Source organism: Pseudanabaena sp. PCC 6802 (genome assembly GCF_000332175.1).
In the GTDB taxonomy this organism is placed as follows: Bacteria; Cyanobacteriota; Cyanobacteriia; order Pseudanabaenales; family Pseudanabaenaceae; genus PCC-6802.
Map to the genome: position 1 here is coordinate 1,102,548 of NZ_KB235914.1, position 25,911 is coordinate 1,128,458.

Annotated in this window: 20 protein-coding genes; 14 read left to right on the top strand and 6 right to left on the bottom strand. The window is 48.8% G+C overall.

Annotated elements, in window-relative coordinates:
- Positions 1 to 200: 200 nt before the first annotated feature.
- The 9 genes from PSE6802_RS0110450 to PSE6802_RS0110490 all read left to right on the top strand — a co-directional run bounded on the left by PSE6802_RS0110450 (position 201) and on the right by PSE6802_RS0110490 (position 9,133).
- Positions 201 to 503, top strand: a complete 303-nt coding sequence (locus PSE6802_RS0110450; RefSeq protein ID WP_019500012.1) for an ArsR/SmtB family transcription factor — start codon at positions 201 to 203, stop codon at positions 501 to 503.
- 66 nt (positions 504 to 569) lie between these two features.
- The gene (locus PSE6802_RS0110455) at positions 570 to 1,106 is read left to right on the top strand and encodes a DUF3122 domain-containing protein (protein ID WP_019500013.1); all 537 of its coding nucleotides are present in this window, start codon (positions 570 to 572) and stop codon (positions 1,104 to 1,106) included.
- A 48-nt stretch (positions 1,107 to 1,154) separates the two neighbouring features.
- The gene (locus PSE6802_RS0110460; protein WP_019500014.1) at positions 1,155 to 1,550 is read left to right on the top strand and encodes a hypothetical protein; all 396 of its coding nucleotides are present in this window, start codon (positions 1,155 to 1,157) and stop codon (positions 1,548 to 1,550) included.
- A gap of 33 nt (positions 1,551 to 1,583) precedes the next feature.
- On the top strand, positions 1,584 to 2,975 hold the full coding sequence (locus PSE6802_RS0110465; RefSeq protein WP_019500015.1) for an efflux RND transporter periplasmic adaptor subunit: 1,392 nt from the start codon (positions 1,584 to 1,586) through the stop codon (positions 2,973 to 2,975).
- A gap of 69 nt (positions 2,976 to 3,044) precedes the next feature.
- Complete coding sequence (locus PSE6802_RS0110470; protein ID WP_019500016.1) at positions 3,045 to 3,296, top strand: thioredoxin family protein; 252 nt, start codon at positions 3,045 to 3,047, stop codon at positions 3,294 to 3,296.
- A gap of 20 nt (positions 3,297 to 3,316) precedes the next feature.
- The gene (locus PSE6802_RS0110475) at positions 3,317 to 4,309 is read left to right on the top strand and encodes a permease (protein WP_019500017.1); all 993 of its coding nucleotides are present in this window, start codon (positions 3,317 to 3,319) and stop codon (positions 4,307 to 4,309) included.
- Between the two features lie 14 nt (positions 4,310 to 4,323).
- Positions 4,324 to 7,710 (top strand): efflux RND transporter permease subunit, encoded by a 3,387-nt coding sequence (locus tag PSE6802_RS0110480; protein ID WP_019500018.1) that lies wholly within the window; start codon positions 4,324 to 4,326, stop codon positions 7,708 to 7,710.
- Positions 7,711 to 7,712: 2 nt separating this feature from the next.
- A complete protein-coding gene (locus PSE6802_RS0110485) occupies positions 7,713 to 8,390 on the top strand; it encodes a DsbA family oxidoreductase (protein ID WP_019500019.1) in 678 nt (225 codons plus the stop codon).
- 299 nt (positions 8,391 to 8,689) lie between these two features.
- Entirely contained in the window at positions 8,690 to 9,133 is a 444-nt protein-coding gene (locus tag PSE6802_RS0110490; RefSeq protein WP_019500020.1) for a T3SS (YopN, CesT) and YbjN peptide-binding chaperone 1, read from the top strand.
- Here PSE6802_RS0110490 and recG read toward each other — a convergent pair.
- Genes recG through PSE6802_RS28530 form a run of 4 tightly spaced genes read right to left on the bottom strand, consistent with a single transcriptional unit; the run spans position 9,126 to position 12,803 of the window.
- Positions 9,126 to 11,591: an ATP-dependent DNA helicase RecG gene (recG, locus tag PSE6802_RS0110495; RefSeq protein WP_019500021.1), complete on the bottom strand. Its 2,466-nt coding sequence runs from the start codon at positions 11,589 to 11,591 to the stop codon at positions 9,126 to 9,128. The genes PSE6802_RS0110490 and recG overlap by 8 nt on opposite strands.
- Positions 11,592 to 11,608: 17 nt before the next feature.
- Complete coding sequence (locus tag PSE6802_RS0110500; protein WP_019500022.1) at positions 11,609 to 12,052, bottom strand: aspartyl protease family protein; 444 nt, start codon at positions 12,050 to 12,052, stop codon at positions 11,609 to 11,611.
- Between the two features lie 36 nt (positions 12,053 to 12,088).
- Positions 12,089 to 12,541 (bottom strand): DUF2442 domain-containing protein, encoded by a 453-nt coding sequence (locus PSE6802_RS0110505; protein WP_026103217.1) that lies wholly within the window; start codon positions 12,539 to 12,541, stop codon positions 12,089 to 12,091.
- Positions 12,453 to 12,803, bottom strand: coding sequence for a DUF4160 domain-containing protein (locus PSE6802_RS28530; RefSeq protein WP_019500024.1), 351 nt, complete (start codon positions 12,801 to 12,803; stop codon positions 12,453 to 12,455). Before PSE6802_RS28530 ends, PSE6802_RS0110505 begins: the two co-directional genes overlap by 89 nt.
- A 372-nt stretch (positions 12,804 to 13,175) precedes the next feature.
- On the opposite strand from PSE6802_RS28530, the gene metH reads away from it, so the two are divergent.
- The 5 genes from metH (at position 13,176) to PSE6802_RS0110535 (ending at position 22,391) form a co-directional block, all read left to right on the top strand.
- The gene (gene metH, locus PSE6802_RS0110515; protein WP_019500025.1) at positions 13,176 to 16,733 is read left to right on the top strand and encodes a methionine synthase; all 3,558 of its coding nucleotides are present in this window, start codon (positions 13,176 to 13,178) and stop codon (positions 16,731 to 16,733) included.
- Positions 16,734 to 16,942: 209 nt separating this feature from the next.
- Positions 16,943 to 17,218, top strand: coding sequence for a peptidoglycan-binding domain-containing protein (locus tag PSE6802_RS30960; RefSeq protein ID WP_083901756.1), 276 nt, complete (start codon positions 16,943 to 16,945; stop codon positions 17,216 to 17,218).
- 202 nt (positions 17,219 to 17,420) lie between these two features.
- Positions 17,421 to 19,460: a PAS domain-containing protein gene (locus PSE6802_RS30965; protein ID WP_019500027.1), complete on the top strand. Its 2,040-nt coding sequence runs from the start codon at positions 17,421 to 17,423 to the stop codon at positions 19,458 to 19,460.
- A gap of 10 nt (positions 19,461 to 19,470) precedes the next feature.
- On the top strand, positions 19,471 to 19,917 hold the full coding sequence (locus PSE6802_RS0110530; protein ID WP_019500028.1) for a response regulator: 447 nt from the start codon (positions 19,471 to 19,473) through the stop codon (positions 19,915 to 19,917).
- 11 nt (positions 19,918 to 19,928) lie between these two features.
- Positions 19,929 to 22,391, top strand: a complete 2,463-nt coding sequence (locus PSE6802_RS0110535; RefSeq protein WP_019500029.1) for a response regulator — start codon at positions 19,929 to 19,931, stop codon at positions 22,389 to 22,391.
- A gap of 154 nt (positions 22,392 to 22,545) precedes the next feature.
- On the opposite strand, the gene PSE6802_RS0110540 is transcribed toward PSE6802_RS0110535, so the two are convergent.
- Positions 22,546 to 23,367 (bottom strand): RibD family protein, encoded by an 822-nt coding sequence (locus PSE6802_RS0110540; protein ID WP_019500030.1) that lies wholly within the window; start codon positions 23,365 to 23,367, stop codon positions 22,546 to 22,548.
- A 113-nt stretch (positions 23,368 to 23,480) separates the two neighbouring features.
- Positions 23,481 to 25,880, bottom strand: a complete 2,400-nt coding sequence (locus PSE6802_RS0110545; protein WP_019500031.1) for a glycoside hydrolase family 94 protein — start codon at positions 25,878 to 25,880, stop codon at positions 23,481 to 23,483.
- Positions 25,881 to 25,911: the final 31 nt, after the last annotated feature.

A 25,911-nucleotide genomic window follows, 5' to 3' on the forward strand; every position in this document is an offset into this window, starting at 1 on the left:
TTTCAGATGAAAGCGAGAAGGGGGGGTGGGGGCAACGCCCCCAAGAAGGGGTTCCACACCCCAAAAATAACACCCGTTCTCAAGTGAAAATCGCTATAGGAGTTGTTGAGAAGTGTCTAAGAAGTTCAAAGACGAGCGATCGCAATTCATTGCGAATTGCTTGCCTGCTAGTTCCGGTAAAAATCTTCCCAATGTGAGATATGGAAATTGTTTTCAACCCTGGCGAACTAGAGTTACTCGCAAGTCGATTTAAGATCCTGGCAGAACCTGCTCGACTGCAAATTCTAGCGACTCTCTGCGATCGAGAACTTACCGTGCAGGAGATTTGCGACTGCACTGGACTCCACCAGGGTAATGTCTCCAAACACTTACGACTGATGAAGGACACGGGTGTGGTGGCATGTCGTCGTGAAGGAATATGGCGCTATTACCGAGCGATCGATACCGAATTGTTGACGCTCTGCTTTTATCGGCAACAGTTACTCGAGCGGTTGAAAGGATGACCGATATTCGATAGTAGGAGGAATTGGAATAATGCTGAGATATACTTCTTATAGAGAGGAATCAAGATGAGATGTCGTACTCGAAGAATCTTTTCCTGGTGGCTCTTGTTGGGTGCGATCGCATTGGGCATTCTCTTGGGTTTAGGAATGCTGAACCCACCTGGTGCTGCCGCAGCCATCCGACAACTCGAAGAAGCACCGGGACAAATCGTTTATCAGTCTCGCCAAACCCTCAAAGATTCGCATGGAAATAGTTGGCAGGCGATCGCGTTTAAGCGCATTCGCCCTAATGGGCAAACTAGCTTCGATCTGCGACTGGTGGGTTTCCCAGATGTCGTTGAGATCGATCGCTCCCAACCGCTAATCTTAACCAGTGCATTGGGTAAAACATTAATCGCAATGGATGATTCCAGTCACATCTTTACTGAAACCACCAAGCCCGAACCTAATGTCGGTCAATATGACCTTCAACCATTATTACCGCAACTGGAGATAGGGGTTCCTCTAAAGCTAACGTTGCCCAGTCTAAGCGGTGAAGCTGCGATCTTGCCAGTCTCACCTTTGGCGATTGAAGAATGGCAAACCGTTGCCAACCTCGAATAATAGTTCCACATTATCCCACTTTGTAAGAATCAACATGGAGAGAATTCAATGGTAGACTTATTTTCACCCGAATGGATGCAAGCGTTTGGTAAACAGTGGAATGCCGAACCAGAGTTAGCAGACGCACTAGCTAAAATCCACTTTAACTCCGCGATCGGCTATGGCTTTGTGGACGATCCAGAGCCGATAGGCGTTCTTACGGTGCAGGAAGGGCGGGTTACTTCTGCAGGGGCGTACAACGAACAGCCTTTGAACTGGGATCTACGAGCCGATCTCCAAGACTGGGAGCAGTGGAAAACTAAGGGGTTGAACATGGTAGGGTTGGGTATGGCATATATGAGCCGTAAGCTGCAATTCCGAGTAGGAGATTACGCCGCTATGATTAAAGATCCTCGAATGGCGAGGCCATTTATCAAATCATTTACAGTGATGAGTAGGGTATAGCGTGCGGTACCGTAGCCCTTCAAGGAGAAAACAATGACATACAGTACCTCTGATAAATCAGTTGATGAATCACTAGATAAATCAGTTGATGAACCGCTAGATAAATCAGTTGATGAATTGCTAGATGGATCGCTAGGTCGAACAGTTGATGAAGCGATTGATGGATCGATCGAGCAAAAACAGCCTCCTTCGCCAAAGCCGTCACGGAAGAGGTGGGGGCTGTGGCTGGGAGGTGCATTGTTGCTAGCAGGCGGAGTTTGGGGTATTCTGCAATTCAACCGTTCGACCCATGCACCAGATGCTGTGTCCGTTCCTGCGATCGCAGTCGAGACCCTGACCGTTCGCTCCCAACCCATCGTTAGTACCCTGGAGCTTTCCGGTACGATTCGCCCTGTAGAGCAGGCAACCCTGTCAACGCGGGTGATGGGACGGATTACCCAGTTGTCTCTAGAATCTGGCGATCGCTTCCATAAAGGAGATATTCTTACCCGTATTGATGTTATGGATATGACTGCCCAAACCACTCAGGCGCAGTCGGCTGTTGCCCAAGCTCGGGCGGAAGTAGTTCGCGCCCAGGCAAGCCTGAACCAATTAAAGTCCCAAAAACTGGAGGCTGAGGCAGCCCTGCGATTGGCACAGATCGAACAGTCTCGGATGGCGCAACTGCAAGTCGAAGGAGTAGTCGCCCAATCTCGACTAGACGAGGCGAACACCGCCCTGGATACAGCCAGAGCTAGAGTCGCGCAGGCAGAAGCAGGTATCCGACAGGCGCAAGCTGCGATCGACCAGGCTCTCGCTGCGGTGAACCGAGCGGAGGCCAGCGTGACCTCAGCATCTGTAAGCGAAAGCTACGGAAAGGTAATTGCCCCCTTTGATGGGGTCGTGGTTCAGAAGCTAGCTTACGAAGGTGAAATGGCGGCTCCCGGTACGGCATTGCTGAAAGTCGAAAATCCAGACAAACTCCAGTTAGAGATTTCTGTACCTGAAGGGAACTTGCGTTTCGTGCGCGTTGGGCAACCAGTCAAAGTAAGGGTCGATGCTACCAATCGAGACATCAATGCTAAGATTCAACAAATCGTTCCGGCAGCAGACCCCAACTCCCGCAGTTTCCTGGTTAAGATCCCTCTGAGCAATTCTGCTAGCTCGATCTCTGGGATGTTTGGGCGAATTGACCTGCCATTAGGCGAAAAACAGGAAGCAATTCTCATCCCTACCACCGCCCTGATGCAGCGGGGGCAATTACAAGGGGTTTATGTGGTGGAAACTAACGAATCTCAAGCGATTGCTGTTTTGCGCTGGGTGAAAACCGGGAAAGTGCAAAATGGACGAGTAGAGATCGTGGCAGGATTGACGGCAGGCGATCGCATTATTACCAATAACATCGCTCATATGGCCGACGGACAGCCTATCACTTTTAGCAATTAATCCACACGACCCATGACTTTTACTATCTAGAGTTGCTCGCAAGTTTTTATTCTATAAGGAGATTGAGAAATGAGCGCGATCGAAGTTGAAATATTAGGAACAGGTTGTAAGAAGTGCCAACAATTGGCAGCAAATGCTAAAGAGGCGATTGCTAAACTCGGCATTGACGCTGAAGTAATACACATTACAGATGTAGTTGAAATCACTAAGCGGGGAGTCATGTCTACTCCAGCATTTGCAGTGAATAAGACCGTAATTAGCCAGGGGCAGATCGTTTCTCCCGATCGAATTCAGCAGCGCCTTCAGGAACTCATATCCTAACCTAGTTAAGGAGTCAACTGATGTTCGATCCGTTTTATCCATTTGACTGGCTTGCAACTCAACTGGTAGTGCAGTTATTTCGCTTGCCGATCGATTCTCATTTAGGGTCTAGTCTCCATTTCTTTTTCTATGACGTTCCTAAAGTGTTGACTCTGCTGATTGTCATCAGTTTTACCATTGGCACGATCGAAGGACTGCTACCACCGGAAAAGGTGAAAAATTGGCTCAGTGGGAAGCGCACAATTCTGGGAAATATCATGGCAGCAACAGTAGGGATTGTCACACCCTTTTGCTCCTGTTCGGCGGTGCCGCTATTCATTGGATTGCTGGAAGGGGGCGTTCCGGTTGGTGTGACCTTCTCCTATCTAATTTCGGCTCCCATGACGAATGAAATTGCGATCGCCCTACTATGGGGATTGTTTGGCTTAAAAGTTACGCTCATCTACATTAGCTTTGGGGTGACTTTAGCCATCTTCTCTGGTTACATCATCGGACAATTAAAACTCGAGCATTGGGTTGAACCCTTTGTCTGGGAGATGCAAAAGGTGCGATCGCTAGAAAATGTGAATGGCAATAGTCCATTGCCAACCCAAATCAATTGGAAACATGAATTTCAGCAAGGCTGGTACGCAGCTAGGGAAATTTTGCAAACAGTCTGGCTCTACGTTGTAATTGGGATTGGAGTCGGAGCTGTGATTCATGGACTTATTCCTACTGAGTTAGTCGTTCAATGGGCGGGGCGGGGCAACCCCTTCGCAGTCCCGATTGCTGTCCTCATTGGTGCTCCTCTTTATGCCAATATTGCGGGCGTTCTCCCGATTACCGAAGCGCTGGTCAATAAAGGGATGCCCCTGGGGACGGTTCTGGCTTTCACCATGTCAGTCACAGCCATCTCATTCCCAGAAATGGTAATTTTGCGAAAAGTCCTATGTCCTCAGTTTCTCATTGTGTTTGCCAGTCTGGTTATTATTGGCATTATCACCATCGGATATCTGTTTAATGCTGTGATTTAAGGATAAACTAAATCATGAATAGCGAACCAAAGGGTCATCAACATGCCTCTCTGCAACATCATAAGCTAGGCTTCGTCGGTAACTTAGCCAAAAAATTTATCGACTCCAAACTGACCCCACTAATTATCCTAATGGCATTACTGTTAGGAATTGGCGCAACTTTGATTCTACCACGGGAAGAGGAACCGCAAATTACCGTACCGATGGCAGATGTGTTCGTGCAAATGCCTGGAGCATCGGCAAAGGATGTCGAGCAGCGCGTCACCGCGCCGATGGAAAAGTTAATCAAGGAACTGCCTGGCGTGGAATACGTCTACTCTACTTCGCGCCCTGGATCTTCTCTAGTAATCGTGCGATTTCTTGTGGGACAGAATACAGAAGATTCTATCGTTCGGCTTTACAACAAACTCTACGCTAACTTTGACAAGATTCCCCCTGGCGCTTCGCAACCGTTGATTAAGTCCCGCTCGATCGATGACGTACCTGTTCTCACTCTGACGTTGTGGGGAGAGCAGGCTACTGGCGCAGAATTGCGACAAATTGCGACTCAACTGGACGAACAAATCAAGCAGATACCTGATGTTTCCGAAACTACGATTATTGGAGGGCAGAAGCGACAACTCCGAGTCGACCTCGATCCAATTCGACTAAATGCGTTTGGATTGACACCGCTCGAAATCTCGAAGGCACTTCAGTCTCAGAATACCGAACTTGCTAGCGGTGCTTTAAGTAAAAATAATCAATCGTTTCTGGTCAGAACCCAAAGTTTTATCCGATCGGCAGTCGATGCCGAAGGACTGACGATCGCCGTTGCCAACAATCGGCCCGTCTATTTGCGGGATGTAGCAACGGTTACGGATGGCTTGGAAGAACCAGCTAGCTACGTATTTTTTGGGCGAGGAAGTACGCGATCGGAAGAACATAAAAACAAAAAGGAGCAAGCTACTGAAAATACTGGCGAAACTGAAGCTGTGACGATCGCGATCGCTAAACGCGGTGGAGCCAATGCCATTCAAGTATCTCATCGGGTTTTGCACAAACTGGAGCAGATCGAGCGTAATTACATCCCTAAGAACGTACATTTGACCGTTACTCGCGACTACGGCGAAACAGCCGCCGAACGTTCTAACGAACTGCTGTTTCACATGGCCATCGCGATAGGTTCCGTCACTTTGCTGATGTGGGTTGCGATGGGCAAGAAAGAGGCAATTGTCGTTGCAGTATCAATTCCCGTGACATTGTCGCTAACCCTGGCCAGCTTTGTTTTTTATGGATTTACGCTCAATCGGGTGACGTTCTTTGCTTTAATCTTCTCGATTGGGATTCTGGTAGACGATGCGATCGTGGTCGTCGAAAATGTCGGTCGTCATCTGGAACTACCAGCAAATAAAACGCGCTTGAAACTATCTGCCAATCGCCGTCGCACCCTGAAACAGATCGTACTGGAATCTGTGGATGAGGTTGGGAATCCCACAATTTTAGCAACTGCGACAGTAATTGCGGCAATCTTGCCCATGGCTTTTGTGGGTGGCTTGATGGGACCCTATATGCGCCCAATTCCGTTGGGAGCTTCTGCTGCCATGATCTTTTCGGCACTGGTCGCCTTCATTGTCGTTCCCTGGACGACGATGCGGGTATTCACTGGCTCCAGTCATGCCGATCGCGATCGCGCAGAAGATGTCCTGAGTCGAATGTATCGGCGCTTTATGTATCCTCTGGTGCATTACCCGAAGCGGGGAACGACTTTTTTGATCGCAACGGCACTAGCTCTAGTGTTGATTGTAGGCGGTTTGGCGGGATTTCGTTTAGTCATTCTCAAAATGCTACCCTTTGACAATAAGAGCGAGTTACAGGTAGTGATCGATATGCCTGAAGGTTCGACGCTCGAGCAAACTGCTAAAGTAACCAGAGAAATGGGTCAGTATCTTGTCACTATCCCTGAAGTAGTCCACTATCAAAGTTATGTCGGTACGGCTTCGCCCTATAACTTCAACGGCTTGGTGAGGCATTACTTTTTACGCTCGGGATCGAATGTTGCGGATATTCAGGTGAACTTTTTGCCTAAAGGCGATCGTCACCTGCAGAGCCACGATATTGCCAAAACCATGCGCCCTAAATTGAAGGAAATTGCCGATCGCTATGGTGCGCGCCTTCAGGTCGCTGAAATTCCACCTGGCCCTCCCGTGCTGCAAACCCTGGTGACCGAAGTGTACGGCCCCGACTACAAAGAACAAATCGCCCTCGCCAAGCAAATTTATCAGTTGTACCGCTCGACCGATGGTGTAGTTGATGCGAACTGGTATGTAGAAGCGCCACAGACCGACTATCGATTGGCGATCGATCGCGAGAAAGCCGCGCTGAACGGCATTACTGCCGCCCAAATTTCAGAAGTCTTGCAAATGTCGCTTTCCGGTCAAAATGTCGGACTGTTACACGACGAAAATGCCCGCGAGGATGTGGCGATTCACTTGCGCTTCAGCCAGTCGAGTCGCACCAGTCTCGACGATCTGAAATCTCTTAATCTCAAGGGAGCGAGTGGGAATTTAGTGCCGCTGAGCGCGCTGGTAAAGACGGAAACTACCACGGCAGATACCAGTATTTATCACAAAAACTTGCAACCTGTCGTGTATATTTTGGGCGACGTTTCCGGCAGGGTAGAGAGTGCGGTCTATGCCATGCTCGACCTGCAACCAAAGATCGACAAGCTAATTCCTGCGACAGGGGCAAAAATCCAGACCTACCTCACCGAACAACCCCAAAACACCGAAACCTATGCGATTAAATGGGATGGGGAATGGCAAGTCACCTATGAAGTCTTCCGCGATCTTGGCATTGCCTTTGCAGTGGTAATGGTGCTGATTTACGCGCTGGTTGTGGGCTGGTTCCAATCGTTTACAACCCCATTGGCAATCATGGTAGCGATTCCCTTCTCGCTGGTTGGAATTATGCCCGCTCACTGGCTGATGGGATCGTTCTTCACGGCAACCTCGATGATTGGCTTTATTGCTGGCGCTGGAATTGTCGTGCGTAATTCGATCATCCTCGTAGATTTTATCGAATTACGCCTGCAAGAAGGAATGCCCCTGGAAGAAGCCGTAATCGATGCTGGAGCAGTACGATTCCGTCCCATGTTACTAACTGCCGCCGCTGTAATTGTGGGATCGGCAATTATCCTAACTGACCCAATTTTCCAGGGATTAGCAATCTCACTGATGGCAGGTGAAGTTGCATCGTTGCTGCTATCGCGATCTGCGGTTCCGATTCTTTACTATAAACTATGGCATCATCGAAAATCGAACTATAAGAATTTCGAGCGCGATGAGGGTAGCGAGACGATCGCTCGCCTCGCGCCATCATCCGATCGCCCGATCGGTTCATCATCTCAATACCCGTTAGAGTAATCATGCAACCCATCCATATCTCCTACTTCTCTGATGTTCTCTGTATTTGGGCATACATTTCTCAGATTCGTCTTGATGAATTGGTGACAAATTTTCAAGACAAGATTGCCATCGACTATCACTTCGTTTCGATCTTTGGCAACGCCCGCGAAAAGTTAGAAAATCGCTGGCGCGATCGCGGTGGTTTACAAGGGTATAGCGAACACGTTCGGGAGGTGGCAAAAAAATTCGACCATATTACCGTTCACCCTGATATTTGGACTAACGTTGCGCCGCCTTCATCAATGTCCTGTCACCTGTTTCTTCATGCCGTTCAGTTACTCGAAATGAAGGGGATAGTCGAACCATCAGAAAAGATGTTCGAAAAGGCAACCTGGGCGTTTCGGGAGGCATTTTTTACCAAACTGGCAAACGTCTGCGATCGCGAGGTGCAGTATAAAATCGCTCAGGAGCTAGAGTTGCCGATCGCCGCCATCCAGGCTCAGATCGATAGCGGCGAGGCCCATGCGCTGCTATCTAAGGACTTTGAGCAGGCTAAAGAGCATACCGTTACCGTCAGTCCCACCCTGATTTTTAATGAAGGGCGACAACGGCTCAATGGGAATGTGGGTTACCGCGCGATCGAAGCCAATATTCGGGAGTTGCTGCACAATCCACCTGATGAAGCATCCTGGTGCTAACTATGCATCAACTCATTGTCTGCTATAGCACTTTTCAATTGAGAACGGGTTTTATTGATGGGGTGAAGGGGTTCCACCCCTTCTTGGGGGCAACGCCCCCAAACCCCCTACTCTTTCCGATCTGAAAACTGCTATAGCGCTTTTATCGCCGCAGACAGATCTGTTAGGACAGGGGGTGTGGGGGGCTGTTACCCGACACGCAGGGGGGGCACCCCGTCCTGAGCCAGTGGCTATAGCTATAAGTGGCATTTGGGACTAAAATCCAGTAATATTTATGCATTATGTAACTATGCTGAATTATGCAATTTCAAACGCCAGCGCAAGAAGCTTGCTACGATAAGATTGCCCTGTGGATGCGGGAAATCTTTGGTAAATTTCCCTGTGCCAGACAAGATGTACCAGGATTAGGTCTGTTTATGGGATCTGCCCTGGTGGAAGTACTGATTTTTCCCTGGGGTGAGGACGATGCCACGATCAATGCTCGTTCCTATGTAGTTACAGATATCGAGCGGAAGCCAGATTTGATGCGGTTCTTGTTAGAGGAAAATGCCAGGATGATCTTTGGCGCGTTTGGACTTGATGTCAACGGCGATATCATTTTCGAGCATTCAATTGTTGGCTCCACCTGCGATAAGAAAGAGTTAGAATCCTCAGTACGCGCCGTGCTAGAAATTGCTGACGAATATGATGATAAAATTGTAGCCCAATGGGGCGGGCAGCGGGCGCTAGATCGGATCAGGTAAAAATTGAACCACCTTGAAGGCGTTGATAGTGACGGTCGAATTCGGCCTTGAGTTGTGGGAAAGAATCCAACGTTGGGTCTTTTTTGATTATTCTCTCAGCAGCTTCTCTGGCAATTTGATAAATCTCTTGACGCGCAGCTTCATCGGACAGGCGATCGTCGATCGAGAAGCCAGAATGTCCCGATTGCTCCGTACCCTCATCTTTACCTTTGCCGCGCATCTGAAAATCGCGCTCCGCGATGAAAAAACCATCTTGGGATTGTTCTAAAACTCGCAAGCGTTCCTGCGCAGCTTCGGTCTTGGAACCGCTCATCAGCAAGCAATAGGATTGGGCAGCACCGCGCCCTACACGACCGCGTAGTTGGTGCAACTGGGCTAAACCGAATCGCTCGGCATGTTCGATCGCCATGACCGAGGCATTAGGAATATCAACTCCCACTTCTACTACGGTGGTAGCAACCAGAATTTGAGTTTTGCGATCGCGAAATTGCGTAATCGCCTCGTCTTTTTCTGCCGAAGTCATCTTGCCGTGCAATAAGCCCACCTGGAAGTTCGGAAAGACAATGCTCTGAAGATGCTCTCGCTCTTCAACGGCGGCTTTGACATCTTCCATTTTCTCTGATTCTTCTACCAGCGGTAACACCACATAAACCTGATGCCCCTTAGCGATTTCGCGACGCATTAGTTCGTAGGCATCGCGGCGCTGGCTGGGTCTGAGGATAGTTGTCTGGACGGGCTGACGACCAGGGGGGAGTTCGTCAATGATGCTGACATCGATTTCAGAGTTGGTGAGATAGAGCGTGCGGGGAATGGGCGTAGCAGTCATAATCAGGACATGAGGATCGACTCCTTTTTGGAGCAAGCGCGATCGCTGATCGCGACCAAACCGATGCTGTTCGTCGATAACAACTAATCCTAATTGATTAAAATCTACACTATCTTGAATTAGAGCATGCGTGCCGATTACGAGCGGCAACTCCCCTGTTGCCAGTTGTCGGAGAATCTCCTTCCGCTTTGATGCCTTTGTAGATCCGGTAAGTAACTCTACAGGAAGGTTGAGCTGACTAAACCAATCGACAATTTTGCGATAGTGCTGTTCGGTTAGGACTTCTGTGGGAGCCATCAGCGCAGTCTGATAGCCTGCCTCGATCGCGCTCAAAAGCGCGTAAACCGCTACGATCGTTTTACCAGAACCGACATCACCCTGTACGAGGCGATTCATGGGGGTATCGCCTTGCAGGTCGCCGCGAATTTCCGCGATCGCCCGTTGCTGTGCCCCCGTGAGTTGAAAGGGCAGAATCTTGTCTAACTGCTCGATCAGTTGGCTTTGGGGGACAAAATGAATCGCTTGTTGCTGTTGTCGCCGATAGAGGGATACGAGGCGGCGATAGAAGTACTTATCGAATGAGAGGCGAGCGATCGCGGCATCTAATTTCTCGCTATCATCGGGATAATGTATCTGCGCTACGGCTGTGGATAAACCGATGAGATTATAGTCCTGTTGCAATTTCTCTGGGACTGGATCGGGAAGTTTATGGGCAACTGGGAGGCATTGGATGGCAACGCGACGGATGAGTTCGGGGCTGACTCCTTCTGTGAGTGGGTAAATCGGCACGACACGACCAATCCGATCCGACTCAATTCTATCCTGGGTGTGTTCCAGGACTTCAATCTCAAATTGTTCTAACGTGAGACCGTATTTGCCGCGCTTGACCACGCCTGAAGCTGCCACCGTAGAGCCTTGAGGATATAAGCGTTTTTGTTGCTCTTGCCAGCCGCGATTGCTATAGCGCTTGCCCGTCCAGAAACGATTCAACTTGATCTGTCCCGTACGATCCCGCAAGATAATCTCGACAATGGTTAAATTGGGATTTTTGGGACTGGTAAAGCAGTTAAAGCGGTGGATCGTACCAATCACGGTGACGGTATCGCCGTCGTTCAGGTGGGTGATCGCGATCTGCCGCGCGTAGTCGATGTGATCGCGAGGATAGTAGTGCAGGACATCTTCTACCGTGTATAGTTCTAGACGCTCCAGTCTAGCAGCCACGTGCACTCCCACCCCTTCAACGTATTGCAGTGGCGTGTCAAGGGAGAGCGATTTTCTCGTAGTTGTGACTAGTGCCTCGGTTTTAGGTTTTTTCTCTTTTAGGGGTGGCGGGGAGGACTCAGCAATCTCGCGGCGGCGCACTTCGTAGAGCAATCGTCGGGTTTCCGCTACGAGATGCTGGCGATCGCCTAGAGGTAATTCGTTGTATTTGCTGTAGGCACTGGCGAGGGTATAGGCGCGATCGCGTTCGGATTGTTCCCACTGCTCGTCATCCACAGCATCTCCTAAGCTCTGGTGTAAAAATTCGGCGAAATAATATTGCTTGCCCTGCAAGTTATTGAACCCTCTTTCTGCTTCCACAGTCAGAGCTTGTTGCAAGCGATTTATGTTTATGGATTCAGGACTTTCCATCAAGAGATTCAGACAACTCAGAGAATGGTTAAATAGGTATCAGTAGAGCTAATAGGCAAAAACTTTAGCGTTTGATGCTTCAGATCGATTTCAATGCCCAAAGTTTCGAGCGGAATTACACCCAATAGGGCATTTTTACCGCCAGGCAGTTCGAGACATTCAAACGTGCCTTCGCGATCGCCTAGAAATATTTTGGCATCTTGAAAGATGCGAGCTTTGCTAATGCCCGTTGCAGTGGTTACATCAACCTCTTTCAGCAGCTTTAAACCTAGCTTGGCGATCGCGTCAGATGGCAAGCATAACGTCGTCGCTCCCGTATCGATTAGTACATCTTCTAGCACGATGGATCGGATTTGGTCGGGCGCGATCGTACCATCCTCAAACCGAATTTGGTCGGCACGATTGGTTATTGTTAGGGTAACCAGAACTTTGCCCATTTCTTGTTCGATTGGTAGTGGCATTTCTACCTCCTCGCTCCCAACGGTGTTTCTGCATAACTAGGATAACGCATTAACTTGCTTCCTAGGGCGACCGCCCTTTTTACCATTTTCCCGCGCCGCCTTTGATTTTGCCTTTGAGGTTGACTGCCCTCCTTTCTTACCCAATTCTGACATCCATATCTTTGTGCCGAAGATACCTGCCACAAGCCCTGGGATGCTAAAGTCTGCATCCAGGCTTTCCCAATGAACGCTGCTACCAGAAGCTGATATCCACACATCATCGAGCTGCTCTGGCGTAGCATTTTCTAGTCCTTGCGCTAATCGCGGCGGAAAGCTAAAAATTGCACCATTCTTTAATTTAATTGCGATCAGATCGGCAGAGCGATCGTAATGCACCGATTCAGCGCGAACCTCCGTAGCATTAGCTTTCTTTGCTGCGGTCTTCGCCTTTGCGATCTCTGCCCTTAGATTCTCTTCGGTCAGTTCTTTTTCCCAATTTGGAAATATCATGTATTTCTTGCCATTTATGCAATAGCATCTCCTGATTTGTGGCTACTAATTTCAATGCCTTGACTATGTCCTTATCGCTCATTGTCTCGTCGGCAACCACCACAGAAGGGCGTTCGGTTTCATTACCAATATTTATCTTTGCTTCTGTTTGGTTGGTGTCGTTCTTCCTGCCCTTAAAAACATGGACGTGGGCTGGCTCATGGTCGTTCGTGTAGATATAGACAAAGAGGTTGTTCTTTATATCTTCGAGTACTTTGGGCATAGATTAATAGCCTTATTCCAGATTTTTTCTTCATAGACACACCCACCGCTAGACTACCTAATTGATTGGAAACACAGATCGTAGTATATCCGAACGCTTGGGTTTTTTCAAAAGATTTAACCCGATATACCCCTACAAGCCCCTGCACTCATGTGCGGGCTAAGAGCTAAAACCCGCTAAAACGGGTTGAACAGCCCCCATCCATAGTCTGCTTTAGCCGACTTTAGCTTTGAGCCAAGAAATTGATTTCTTGGCACCCGATCGCTGGACTCATGAACAAACCGCATCAAAATTAATGAGCAACACGTATATCGACTAAACCAAGAAAATAGCTAAAATTAAAGATTAGTAACTTAAGTTGCAGTACCCGCCATGACTAACCTTTTTCTCGAACGCCTTCATAGCAGCGATCGCCCCGTTATTTTATTTGATGGGGCAATGGGTACATCTCTACAAATGCAGAACCTAACTGCTGATGATTTTGGCGGAGCAGAGTACGAGGGTTGCAACGAATATTTAGTCATAACCAAGCCTGAGGCGGTGGCTAAGGTGCATCGGGATTTTCTGATTGCGGGTGCCGATGTCATCGAGACAGATACGTTTGGCGGTACCTCGATTGTTTTAGCAGAATACGATCTAGCCGATCGCGCCTACGAGTTGAGTAAAAAAGCAGCAGAACTAGCAAAATCCGTTGCAGCGGAATTTTCGACACCGGAAAAACCTCGCTTTGTTGCGGGTTCGGTTGGCCCTACAACCAAATTGCCTACTCTGTTGCACATCGACTTCGATCGCATGAAACACTCATTCATCGAACAAATCGAAGGTTTGTACGATGGCGGTGTGGATTTGCTCATTATCGAAACCTGCCAGGACGTATTGCAAATCAAAGTTGCCTTAAATGCTGTCGAAGAGGTATTCAAGCGTAAAGGAACGAGATTGCCCGTCGTGGTCTCAATTACGATGGAACAGCAAGGCACGATGCTGGTTGGGACAGATATCAGCGCTGCTTTAACGATTTTAGAACCATATCAGATTGACGTTCTCGGCTTGAATTGCGCCACCGGCCCCGATCGCATGACCGACCATATTAAGTATCTTGCCGAGCATTCCAAATTTGCCGTTTCCTGTATTCCCAATGCTGGGCTACCGGAGAATGTAGGCGGTAAAGCCCACTACCGACTCACTCCTGGCGATCTGCGCGGACATCTATCACATTTTGTTGAGGATTTAGGCGTACAGGTAATTGGTGGTTGTTGCGGTACGACTCCGGCTCATATCAAAGAATTAGCAGAAATAGCCAGGACGCTTAAGCCCAAGCAACGGCATTACAACTACGAACCATCAGCGGCATCTATTTATAGTTCTCAACCTTACGTGCAGGATAATTCCTTCCTGATCGTGGGAGAGAGATTAAATGCCAGTGGCTCGAAGAAATGTCGCGATATGCTGAATGCCGAGGACTGGGATGGTCTGGTGGCACTGGCGCGATCGCAGGTAAAAGAGGGTTCCCACGTTCTCGATGTCAACGTCGATTATGTCGGGCGTGACGGCGTGCGCGACATGCACGAACTCGTCTCGCGACTCGTTACCAATATCACGCTGCCCTTGATGCTGGATTCGACAGAATGGGAAAAGATGGAAGCGGGACTGAAGCTGTCTGGAGGTAAATGTTTGCTGAACTCCACCAACTACGAGGATGGCGAACCGCGCTTTTTAAAAGTCTTAGAACTGGCGAAAACCTATGGGGCGGGTGTGGTGATCGGTACGATCGATGAGGATGGGATGGCGCGTACGGCTGACAAGAAATTTGCGATCGCTAGTCGCGCCTACGACCAGGCCACGCAGTTTGGCATTCCGCCCCACGAGCTTTTCTTCGATACGTTAGCACTGCCAATTTCTACAGGAATTGCCGAAGATCGGCGCAATGCTGCGGAGACTATTGAGGCGAATCGTCGCATCAAAGAGGCGATGCCCGACTGCCATATTATTTTGGGGGTTTCCAATATCTCCTTCGGTCTGAGTCCTGCTTCTAGAGTCGTGCTGAATTCTGTCTTCCTGCACGAAGCTCAAAGGGCGGGGATGGACGCGGCGATCGTCAACCCCAGTAAAATCCTGCCTCTCAACCGCATTGAACCGAAGGAGCTAGAAGTAGCAAGGCAGTTAGTTTACGATGAACGCCAGTTCGAGGGTGATATCTGTACCTACGATCCCTTGGGAGAATTTACCACGCTGTTTGAGGGCGTGAGTACCAAGCGCGAGAAATCTGAGGACTTGAATTTGCCCGTCGAGGAAAGATTGAAACGGCATATTATTGACGGCGATCGCATGGACTTAGAAAAACAACTCGCAGAAGCGCTCGAACAATATGCCCCATTGGATATCATTAATAATTTCCTCCTGGATGGCATGAAAGTTGTCGGCGAGCTATTCGGATCGGGACAGATGCAGCTACCGTTTGTGTTGCAGTCGGCAGAAACCATGAAGGCAGCAGTGGCCTATCTAGAGCAATTCATGGAGAAGGCCGAAGGTGCAAATAAAGGAGTTGTGGTCATCGCTACTGTCAAAGGCGACGTACACGATATTGGCAAGAATCTCGTAGATATCATTCTTTCCAATAATGGCTATAAGGTAGTCAATCTCGGCATCAAACAGCCCGTAGAGAATATCATTAATGCCTACGAGGAACACAAAGCTGACTGTATTGCCATGAGCGGACTGCTGGTTAAATCCACGGCATTCATGAAAGAGAATTTGGAGGAATTCAACAGTCGTAGCATTGATATACCTGTAATCCTTGGTGGAGCGGCGCTGACACCTAAATTCGTACATGAGGATTGCCAAAATGCCTATAAGGGGCAGGTCGTGTACGGCAAGGATGCTTTCTCAGACCTGAACTTTATGGATGCCTACATGCCAGCTAAAGCTGCGGGTCAGTGGGATAATATCAAGGGCTTTTTAAACGGTCATGGAGAGGCATATGCAGCGACTATCTCTGCTTCTGCATCGACTAAAGCAGAAAAAGAAGCGATCGCAGCAGATAAGCCAGTTAAAGCAGATCTGCCTGAGGACACCAAACGTTCTGAATCAGTTGCGATCGATATTCCCCGTGCCACTCCACCGTTCTGGGGTACGCGCATTCTCACAGCCGCCGAGATTCCCTTGGAGGAAGTATTTTGGTATCTGGATCTGCAAGCCTTAATTGCCGGACAGTGGCAGTTTCGCAAGCCCAAGGAACAGTCCAGGGAAGAATACGATGCTTTCTTAGCAGAAAAAGTTTATCCCGTTTTGGAGGAATGGAAGCAGCGCATTATCGCCGAGCAATTGTTAGAACCAAAGGTCGTGTATGGATATTTTCCCGTCCAAACGGAAGGTAATGATGTCTATGTTTACGATCCTGCCCAGGTTGAAAAGCAGTCGCTGGCTGAACTAACCCCCATTCAGAGCTTTAAATTTCCTCGTCAGCGTTCCATGCGGCGGCTTTGTATCGCCGATTTCTATGCTCCCAAGGAGACTGGTATTGTCGATGTCATGCCGTTACAAGCTGTAACTGTGGGGCAGATCGCAACGGAGTTCGCGCAGCAGCTATTTAAAGCGAATCAGTATACTGATTACCTCTATTTCCACGGGTTGGCGGTACAAATGGCTGAGGCGCTGGCGGAGTGGGTACACGCTCGCATTCGCCGCGAATTAGGATTTGGAGCAGAAGATCCGAATAACATCCGCGATGTTCTGGCACAGCGCTATCGCGGTTCGCGCTATAGCTTTGGCTATCCCGCCTGCCCCAACATGCAGGATCAGTATAAGCTTCTAGACTTGCTCGATGCCAAGCGCATCGACTTGATAATGGATGAAAGCGAACAACTCCATCCCGAGCAGTCTACCACCGCCCTGGTTGCCTATCACCCTGAAGCGCGTTACTTTAGCGCTTAAGTTCTTTGTCCGCGCCCATTTGCCATCTCTCAAATACATCTATATTAGAGGTGACAGAGATAAGTCTCTCTATCTTTATATTTCCTGGGAAATCTATAATTTTTCTGGAGATTTCGGCTGATGCCTGACTTCAGCAGTAAACTGACGAAGTGCTAGAACAATTCAATGAAAATTTAGTAAATCTCTTTTTTTGTGGAGGATCTAAATCTATGTCGCATTCTGAACTATACAAGGGCGATGCTAACGATGAAGTAAAGCAGCTCCAAACTATGTTGGGAATTAACGCCGATGGTATCTTTGGCGACCAAACCGAAGCGGCTGTGGTTAAATTTCAAAGCGAACAAAACCTCGATGCTGATGGTATTGTAGGTGCAATGACATGGGCTGCACTTGAAGCTAAAGCAGCTAAAACTGCCGCTAAGCCTGAAGCTGAAACTGGTGCATTTCAGGGCATGAGTGGCTTTGGTGGGGCTTTGGACAGCTAAACTCGATCGCCACCAACTAAATGTTTTTGGCTTTATTCCTCTCAAAATTCCTATCCGGAGAAAAAGCGCAGAAGAGACTATTTGGTTTCAAATCTGTGCTTTTTTACGTGTATGCCACCAGATGCATGAGATATATTGGTTTAAGCACGTCGATATCATTATCGATGCGCTAGATCGCGTAAGCTTAGGGGGTAGGTAGTCTATGACGCTTAATTATCGAGCTGCTTTAGAGGGCGCAATCGATCGCTCTCCTCTCACAATCGCTCCAAGTGGTTTGGTCTTAGATGCGATCGCCCTTATGAATGGTGTGCAGGACGACACAGGGGGGGGACCTAGCATAGGTTCGCGATCTGGTTGCGTACTCGTAGTTGAGGATAGACGTTTATTAGGAATATTTACTGAGCGGGACGTGGTGCGACTCATTGCTTCTGGTAGAGAGTTGGCTGCAGTGAAAGTTGCTGAAGCTATGCAACAGCCAGTAACCATCAAAGAATCTGAGGTTAAGAACATCTTCACAGCACTGTCGTTACTGCAACAGCACCGCATCAGTCATTTGCCTGTAGTGGACGATCGCGATCGACTAGTCGGTATTGTGACTGAGACCAGCCTATTGCAAGCATTAGGGATGGAGGCAATCGCAGGTACAATTGAGAATTTACCGCAGCAATCGCAAGAGCGCTTGACTGAACTAGAGCAAATTAACCAACAATTGTGCGATGAGGTTCTTTCTGGTCAATTGACAGCAGATTCTCTGCGATTTAGCCAGGAGCGTTTGCAACTGGCGCTAGAAGGATCTGGAGATGGCTTATGGGACTGGAATATCAGTACGGGGGAAGTATATTTAAGTCCGAGGTGGCTGGAGATGCTGGGCTATGCAGCAGATGAGTTGCCTGGCGATCTAAGTACGTGGGACAAATTGATCCACCCAGAAGATAAATCCTGGGTTATGGATACGTTGAACGCTCACTTAAAAGATCGATCGTCTCCCTATGCCTTTGACTATCGAATGCTGACTAAATCGGGTGAGTGGAAATGGATTGCTAATTTCGGTAAGGTTGTAGCCTACGATCGCGATGGCAAACCCTTGAGGATGGCGGGAACCCACAGAGATATCAGCGATCGCAAGCAGATAGAGGAGTCGTTGCGAGAGAGTGATGAACGCTGGCACCTGGCATTACGCGGCAATAATGACGGGATTTGGGACTGGAACGTAAAGACAAATGAAGTCTTTTTCTCAGAGCGGTGGAAAGAAATGCTGGGCTATGAAGATTGTGAAATTGCCAACCACCTTGATGAATGGGCAAAACGCGTTCATCCAGACGATTTGGGTTGGGTAATGCAAGCCGTACAGGATCATTTTGCGAAGAAAACGCCATATTACAGTACCGAGCATCGGGTGTTGTGCAAAGATGGCACCTATAAATGGATTCTGGATCGCGGACAGGCTCTGTGGGACGAAGCGGGCAACGTGGTGCGGATGGCAGGCTCTCATACCGACATCAGCGATCGCAAGCAAGCAGAGGAAGAATTAAGGCATCAAAGTGCAGAGCTGATGCGCTCTAACGCTGAGTTAGAGCAGTTTGCCTATGTTGCCTCCCATGACTTGCAGGAACCCCTCCGCATGGTGGTCAGCTATCTCCAACTCCTGGAGCGGCGCTATAAGGACAAGCTAGATGCCAGTGCAGACGAGTTCATTGCCTATGCAGTCGATGGTGCTAGTCGGATGCAAACTCTGATTAACGACCTGCTAGAGTATTCGCGCGTCAACACTCGCGCTCAGCCCTTTGTTCCGATCGATTGCGCTCAAGTTTTGGAGCGCGCTCTAACTAATTTGAAGATGGCGATCGCCGAAAGCAGTGCCGTCATTACCTGCGATCCCTTACCGAAAGTCATGGCCGACCCTACCCAACTCGCGCAGTTATTCCAAAATCTGATCGGTAATGCGATCAAATTTCGAGGCGAACTAGCACCGCAAATTCATATTGGTGCAAAGCGCAACAGCGATCGCTGGGTATTCTCAATAAGCGATAATGGCATTGGGATCGAGCCGCAGTACGGCGATCGTATTTTTGCCGTCTTTCAGCGACTGCACAATCGCGTAAAGTATAAAGGTACAGGTATTGGTCTGGCGATCTGCAAAAAAATAGTAGAACGCCATGGGGGCAGCATTTGGGTTGAATCCGCGCTAGATCGCGGTTCAACCTTCTACTTCACCATTCCCGATCGCACAGAAGTAACGTAGGAGCGAGCGCATGGATAATAGTCCAGTTAGTAGGTTATTTGAGGTTTTATTAGTTGAGGACAATCCTGGGGATGCTAATCTCACCAAAATTGCACTCGAAGATGGCAAAATCCGCATCAATTTGCATACTGTTGAGGATGGGGTAGAAGCTTTAGAATTTCTACGCAGGCAGGGCAAATATACCAACTGCGATCGCCCGGACTTGATCCTGCTCGATCTGAACCTACCCCGGAAAGATGGGCGGGAGGTATTATCAGAAATCAAGGCCGATGAAAACCTCAAACGGATTCCAGTAGTTATTCTCACTACTTCTCAGTCCGATGAGGATATTCTCCGAGCCTACAATCTTAGTGCGAATTGCTATATCACTAAACCTGTAGATTTCGATCGCTTCGCTACAATTGTCAGATCGATTGAAGATTTCTGGTTTACTATCGTCAAGTTACCCTCAACCTAACCAACGCAATGATGACAATCGTAAATCGTCCCATGCATGTCCTGCTGGTTGAAGATAACCCCGGTGATGCTCGCCTGCTAGAGGAGTTTTTGAGCGAGGTCGCATCAGTGCGATTCAATTTAACCCACGCCGACTGTCTGGAAAAGGCTGTAGCATATTTAAACGAGCAAAGCTTTGATGTCGCTATCCTCGATCTATCGCTCCCAGATAGTCAGGGATTAGAAACTTTTATCAAAGCTCGAACGCATTCTCCCACTACACCCATCATTGTATTGACGGGTTTGGATGATGAAATACTGGCAATTAAGGCGATGCAGGAGGGGGCGCAGGACTATTTAGTCAAGGGGCAAGTAAATGGCAACATGCTGGCTCGTTCCATGCGCTACGCGATCGAGCGCAAGCAAGCGGAATTGGCAAGACAGCAGGAAATTAAGCGGGAAAAATTAATCATCGCAATAGCACAACGGATTCGCCGATCGCTAAATCTAACTGAAATTCTCAACACGACAGTTGGGGAAGTGCGGCAATTCCTCCAAGCAGATCGCGTGCTGATCTATCGGATATTGTCACATGGGGTAGGCAGGACGATCGCTGAGTCTGTTTTACCGGAATACCCAGCCATCCTGGGCATGTCATTCCCAGAAGAAGTACTCCCACTGGAATATCAGGAGTTATACCGTCAGGGGAGGATGCGCGCGATCGAGGATGTCAAAGCAGAGGATACGGGATTAACTCCCTGTTTGCTAGAGTTTGTCGAGCAATGGTGCGTCCGCGCTAAACTAACTACGCCGATTCTTGTGAACGACTCTCTGTGGGGGCTATTGATCGCCCATCAATGCAGTCAGCCACGACAGTGGCGATCGCTTGAGATCGAGTTAATGCAGCAGTTGGCAACACAGTTAGGTATTGCGATCCAGCAGTCAGAACTCTACCAGCAAGTGCAGTCAGAACTCGCAGAACGGCGACAATCTGAGCAAGTCATCCGCGAACAAGCGGCATTGCTCAATATCTCCACAGATGCAATTTTAGTTCGGGATCTGCAACACCGTATCCTGTTTTGGAATAAAGGCGCAGAACGATTATTGGGATGGCTGGCAGATGAGGCGATCGGCAAAGATGCGAATCAAATTCTGTATAAAGAAATTTCCCCTCAACTGAAACAAGCTCTAAAGATAGTGATGGCCGAAGGTAAGTGGCAAGGAGAACTACACAAAGTCAGAAAAGATGGGAAAGAGATCGTCGTGCAAAGTCGATGGACATTGGCACGAGATGCCCATGGCCATCCTAAATCCATTCTCACGGTTGATACTGATATCACAGAAAAGAAGCAACTGGAAATGCAGTTCCTCCGCGCTCAACGCCTGGAAAGCCTTGGCACGCTTGCCAGCGGTATTGCTCACGATTTGAATAATGTCCTCGCTCCGATTCTAGCAGCCTCCCAACTAATACAAGCAAAAGTACGAAAAGACGACCCAAATCGACGAATGCTAGAAATTATTGAAACCAGCGCCAAACGCGGTGCAGATCTGGTGAAGCAGGTGCTATCGTTTGCCAGGGGTGTAGAGGGCGATCGCGTACATTTGTCAGTCAAGTATTTGATTTCGGAAATAGAACAGATTGTCAAACAGACATTTCCTAAGTCCATCGATTTTTCTGTAGATATAGTCAAAAATCTTTGGGATGTCTACGGCGATGCCACGCAACTGCACCAGGTACTGATCAACCTGGTTGTCAACGCTCGCGATGCCATGCCCTCTGGAGGTAATCTATCCGTTGCTGCTGAAAATCTATTTGTAGATGAAAGCTATACGCGCTTGTATATCGACGCTCAAGTTGGGCGGTATGTTGCGATCGCGATTGCGGATACTGGTGTGGGGATCCCACCAGATGTGCTGGAGCGCATATTCGAGCCTTTTTTTACAACTAAAGCCTTTGGTAAAGGTACGGGACTGGGTCTTTCAACCGTCCTTGGCATCGTTAAAAGTCACGGAGGCTTTATCAACGTCTTAAGTCAAGTGGGTCAAGGTACGCAATTCAAGCTATTCCTGCCTGCGGTGCCTGCTAGCAAAATCTTCCCAACCGCAGAACCGGAGTTCCCCCTCGGGCAGGGAGAACTGATCCTGGTCGTCGATGATGAAGCGTCAATTCGCGAGACGATTGAGATGGCTTTGACAACGCATAATTACAGGATCGTCACCGCTAATAATGGGATAGAGGCGATCGCTCAGTACGTTGCACATCAGCAGGAAATTGCCGTTGTATTGATGGATATGATGATGCCAACGATGGGAGGCGAGACTGCAATTCGTACTCTACAAAAAATGAACCCACAGGTAAAGATTATTGCCAATAGTGGCGTAGCCTCAATGGAAGCATTAGCACAGACCACGGGTAATGGTATACGCGCCTTTTTACCCAAGCCCTGCACTACCCAAGAATTACTCACCACGATTCGTAAAGTCATTAACAGCTAGTGCGTAGTGCGTGCTGCTACGAGGCGCAACGTGTCTTCGCTATAGCGGTTTTCACTTGAGAACGGGTTTTATTGACGGGGTGAAGGGGTGGAACCCCTTCTTGGGGGCAACGCCCCCAAACCCCCTTCTCGTTTTCATCTGAAAACCGCTATAGCTATACGATTTGATATCGCAAATACAACTCGTTGTCGTGGTGATAAATCGATTGCAATTGGAGATGCGGAAGATTCTCGCCGCCCATACCACCCATACCATAACCATCACCTGCGATCGCCGTGATGTTCTCGATCCCGCCCACTAATCGCGGCGACACGGTCAAAAATATCTCATCGCTCCATCGCCGCGAAATCAGCGCATAATTCAGCGATGGTCCCCCTTCCACCAGGAGCCACTTAATTCTCAGCCGCTCGCACATAAAGTGCAGCATGAATGCTAGATCTTCTCCTTGTCGATTTACATCTTTGGGCAATCGCACCACTTCCGCTCTTAAGCTCAAAGCCTCCTCTGCCTCCCGACTTGCCGATTCGCCCAGAAACACGACTCGGAGATTGCGATCGGCTTGCCAAAACCGATGGTCTAAAGGTAAATCGCCACTATGACTGACTACCATGCCCAAGGGTTGAGGTCGATTGGGAAAATCGCGCGATCGCTCTTCGCTGAGGTGCTCCGGCACGGTAGGGATAAATGGATCGACCCTCAGCGTCGCTCCTCCCACCAATACTGCATCCACCTGCGCCCGCAAGCGTTGCATGAGAAGGCGATCGCTTCTCGAACCCAATCCCTCTAACCCACCCGGACTGGTTGAGGCTTTCCCATCCACGCTAGAGACCATATTAAATACGATGTAGGGTCTATGCAGCGCGCGATCGCCCTGCACAAAAGTTACACCTGTCGTAGGAAAAGCTAATTCGGCATGGGTATAGATCTGGTCGGAGGGAGTGGATTGGTTGGACGTAGTAAAAAGGCGATCGAACATAAATTAATTCCATTTGCAAATTGCTCGTTGGCACGCCACAGGTAAGGGCAGGTTTGGCTAGAAGTTATTGCCTTTTAGCAATAGGGCTTTGGCAAAACCTGCCCCCTACATTGCTATAGGCTAACCGCGATCGCCAACTCTATCTCACTATAATCGCTCGTTCTCAAGAAATTGCCCGCGACCTGTTGCCCGTTCACAGTCATGGATGACACGCCTGAATTTTTGCCATTGGGATTCGCAACCTGCAATTTTAATGTCTTGCCTCGGAATTTCCGATATGCGGTAAACCCTTGCCAATGGGAAGGAATATGCGGATCGATAGTCATGCCATCTAAAGTAGGATTGAAACCAATAATGTAGTCGATACCAATGCGCAGCATCCATACCGCCGTACCAGTTAGCCAGGAATGGCTGGCTTGTCCCTGGGTGGGATGGTCGGGACTGGTGACGTATTCTGCATAGACGTAGGGTTCTACTTCATAGCGATCGATATCCCGAGCAGAATTAATCGGCATCATGCGCTGGTAGATATCAAAGCCAAGATCGACATCGCCATTAATTAAACTCGCCAGCACAAACCAGGACGAAGCATGGTTGAAAACAGCCCCGTTTTCCTTTTTGCCTGGGACGCAACGACTAATCAATCCCACATTATCCTCAATCTCAGTATAGGAAGGATAAACAATCTGCATTCCATAGGGAGTAGTCAGGTATTTGCGACAGGAAGCTAGAGCTTTATCGGCTCTCTGCTTCGGTGCCAGACCAGAAATTACCGACCATGATTGGGCATTGAGAAAAATTTTGCCTTGCTTGTGGGCAGAGATGCCAATCGGTTTGCCGTTATCGCGAAATGCCCGCAAATACCACTCGCCATCCCAACAATGCTCGTTTGTGGCTTTACCTAAACTCTCATAGATCTGCTGAAACTTTTCCAAACGATCGCGATCGCTCCTTAGCTCTAATACTGGAAATGTCTTGCGCAGAACGTAGCCCAGGAAAAACGCGCCCCAGACTGTCTCGCCCTTACCCTGCGGCCCCACGTGGTCGAGCGTATCGTTCCAGTCACCATTGCGAATTTTAGGCATTCCATGCTCGCCTAGATTCGCGATCGCGTAGAGCAAAGCCCTCACCATATGCTCGTAGACGCTACCTTCGCCTTCGTCGTGATAGGCTACTACTTCATCCAGAATAGAGAAATCCCCGGTTTCATTCAGATATTCTACTAAACCAAAGGGAATCCATAGCGGTGTATCGGAGTGATTGGTGCGTTCGCCTGTATTGGTTAATTTAAAAAAGTTATGCAAAGTCGAGCCATCTTGGAATTGAAATCGCAGCGCATTTAAGAGGCGACTTCGGACGCGATCGCGATCCACCATCACGACACCGAGGATATCTTGGAACTGGTCGCGCAAGCCCGTACCGAATAATAGTCCGCCGTGATAGTAACCAGCATTTCTCGCCATATCAAACGTGGCAGCAGCCTGATACTGATTCCACACGTTTAACATCGCGTTGAATTTCGGATCGGGCGTATCGACATGCACTACATCCAAATGCTTATCCCATTTCGCCTTAAGCTCGGCAAAGGCGCGATCTATGACTTCGAGATTGCTCAAATCTGCTGTCTCGATAGGGGATTGAGAATTCTCTTTGGGAGCGATCGCGCAAATTACGGCAAAATTTACTTTACCAGAGGCGGGTAGGACTACGCGAGACTGCAAGGCGGCGATCGGGTCGCCTGCGGTAATTTCGGTATTCTGCATCCGGCTCTTCTCTACGGCCTCGGGGTTGGCTTCCGATCGCCAGCGCCCGATAAAGACATCCAGGCTGCTATCAAAGCCGGAGATGGGCAGCGTTTGCGTGAAGTAGATGCGATATTGCCAATCGATATTCGGTTGTGCCACCGACACTTTTTTGTTCAACACCCAGTAGCGACGGGTGGCAACCAGCGATCGCAGATCGGCATCGAAATGGATATCGGTAAAGTGCTTGTCGTTGGGTTGATTGATCAGATCGTTGAGTGCGTTGCCCATGAGCAATTCGGTAAACGAGTACACCTCCAGATTGCGATCTGCACCAGTTAAGTTAGTTAATTCGACCCGCCAAATTTCAGCATCCACATCTGCGGGCACAAAGTAGGTAATCTCACCGCGAATGCCATTAATTTCTGTGACGATCCTGGTATAACCTTGACCGTGATGGCATTCGTATTTATCGTAATTTAAATCTATCGTCGGTGCCCAACTCAAAGACCAATACTGGCTTGTCTTTGTATCCTTCACCATGACATAGCGACCGGGGCGATCCCACGGCAGGCAGTTGTAGCGCATGCGCGAGATGCGATTATCGCGAGGCGAGTCAAGAAAGCTGAAACCACCACCCGTATGGGAAATCAAGCTAGTGTAATGACCGTTCCACATGTAGTTAAACCAGGGTCGCGGCGTGCGGGGATTGGTAATGATATATTCGCGATCGTCGTCGGAGTAATAACCGTAGGTATTAGCTAGTTTCATGGAGATTTCTGACAGAGGATTTTAACTAAGC